Origin of the sequence: Psittacicella gerlachiana (assembly GCF_003585965.1) — a bacterium.
GTDB classification, from domain to species: Bacteria; Pseudomonadota; Gammaproteobacteria; order Enterobacterales; family Psittacicellaceae; genus Psittacicella; species Psittacicella gerlachiana.
This window is the reverse complement of record NZ_NRJF01000267.1, coordinates 1-1,643: the sequence shown is the minus strand read 5'-3', so window position 1 is coordinate 1,643 and position 1,643 is coordinate 1. Positions and strand designations below refer to the sequence as shown.

2 protein-coding genes are annotated in these 1,643 nt (G+C 32.2%); both read right to left on the bottom strand.

The window, feature by feature from the left end; genetic code table 11:
* Window positions 1-20: 20 nt before the first annotated feature.
* Complete coding sequence (locus CKF59_RS07490; RefSeq protein ID WP_119535285.1) at window positions 21-872, bottom strand: hypothetical protein; 852 nt, start codon at window positions 870-872, stop codon at window positions 21-23.
* 10 nt (window positions 873-882) lie between these two features.
* Window positions 883-1,347 carry a phosphohistidine phosphatase SixA gene (sixA, locus tag CKF59_RS07485; protein ID WP_222985710.1) on the bottom strand — a complete coding sequence of 155 codons (465 nt, stop codon included), beginning with the start codon at window positions 1,345-1,347 and terminating at the stop codon, window positions 883-885.
* Between the last annotated feature and the right edge of the window lie 296 nt (window positions 1,348-1,643).

The window sequence follows — 1,643 nt, the reverse complement described above, 5'->3', positions numbered from 1 at the left end:
AAGATCTTTTTTACTATTTATTAGTAAGATTTTCCAGTTACAGGACACTTTGAACCTGGACGAGCATCTTCGCGTTTAACAAAAGGACATACTTCATAGTCATCACTTTGAGCTTTTTTCTCATCTTCTTTTGAAGTCAAAGATGCTTCTTGCACCCTAGCTTTTTCCTGAGACTCAACTTGAATAGAAGCTTCTTGCTTCTCTTCTTTAACCGATTCTACAGCTTGTTCCTTTTCTAAAGGATTAGAATCTTGATTACTTTGAAGCGTGTGTTTTACCGGGCAAGTTGCTTGTTGATTTTGAGCTACACGCTCTAAAAAAGTCTTATTATCTTCTAAAACTTTGATTTCACCCTTAGCTTGTTTTTCAAGGAAAGCTAAATACTTTTCTCGATATTGAGGTTGTAAGATTTGTAACATATATTGATCAATCTCAACCTCTACTTGTACACTTTGTCCGTATTTAAACCCCACTAAAACAAATTCAGCGGTTAAGGTTACAGGAGTATTTAAAGCAATTGCTACTTCTGTTGCTACTTCCTGAGCTAATAACTCTACATCACGGACTATAGGATGACCTATAAAACTATTAATATACTTTTCAAAAGTAAACACTTCTAATAATTTATCTTTTGCCGTATAACTAATAGTTAAATAAGATCCCGAACCTGGATTACCAGTTGCGGTGCAAAAAGGAGGTAAATTCACTTTATTCACCACTTTAGTTTTTAAAAGTTTATGAGGATTACCTATAGTTTTGATAGATTTTCCGGTGTGATAAGAGCGATAATCGTTAATAGTATCCGGAACATATACATGTGACTCAGATAAACTCTCTAAATTCTGTTCACTAAAATTAATTTCATTATCCATAATAATCTTATTAGTAACTATTACTATTACCTATAATCTTTTTCGTCTCGTAATCAATTACTACAAAATTGCCAGTATGAAATGGGAAAGAGCTTGGAGTACCTGCAACAAGAGCGACTAAATCATAAACGATTGGAATATGACTTACTAAGACTACAGCTTGATTACCTTGATATTCTTGAGCTAAAGTTTCAAGTTTTACTGCAACTTCATCTAAGTCCTCATGAGAGATAGATAGAGCTCTAAATGGGTTAAACTTAGCTTGATGGATTTTCGCCACCTCTGCTCCAGTTTGATAAGCACGTAAATAATCAGAAGCTAAAACCTCTTTAACTTGAATTTTTGCTTGTTCAGCTAAAATTTTTCCAGCCTGCTGAGCTTGTTTTACTCCATTATACGTAAGTTCACGATTACGATCCCCACCTAATGAGCTAAATCCTTGAGCTTCACCATGACGCATTACAATTACTAGCATTGAGACCTCATTAAAAATATACTTTTGCTTATTATAGCTTAAGTAGAATCTCGGAAAAGAAAAAGATTGCTTTGAGTATATTTAATAGAGTAAATGATTCTTAACTAGAGTTGTCTTTTAACTCTTAATATAATTTATGTGAATAAATTGTTAAATACATCAATAAAACTTCACTTACTTTACAATAATTCACATTTATTTATAAGTAAAAAACTAGACTTAGTTGACAAATAAATCATTAACCCAAAAGAAAGCTAAGGAATTATAAATTTTTTCTCTAGAGTAAACTTTATCTC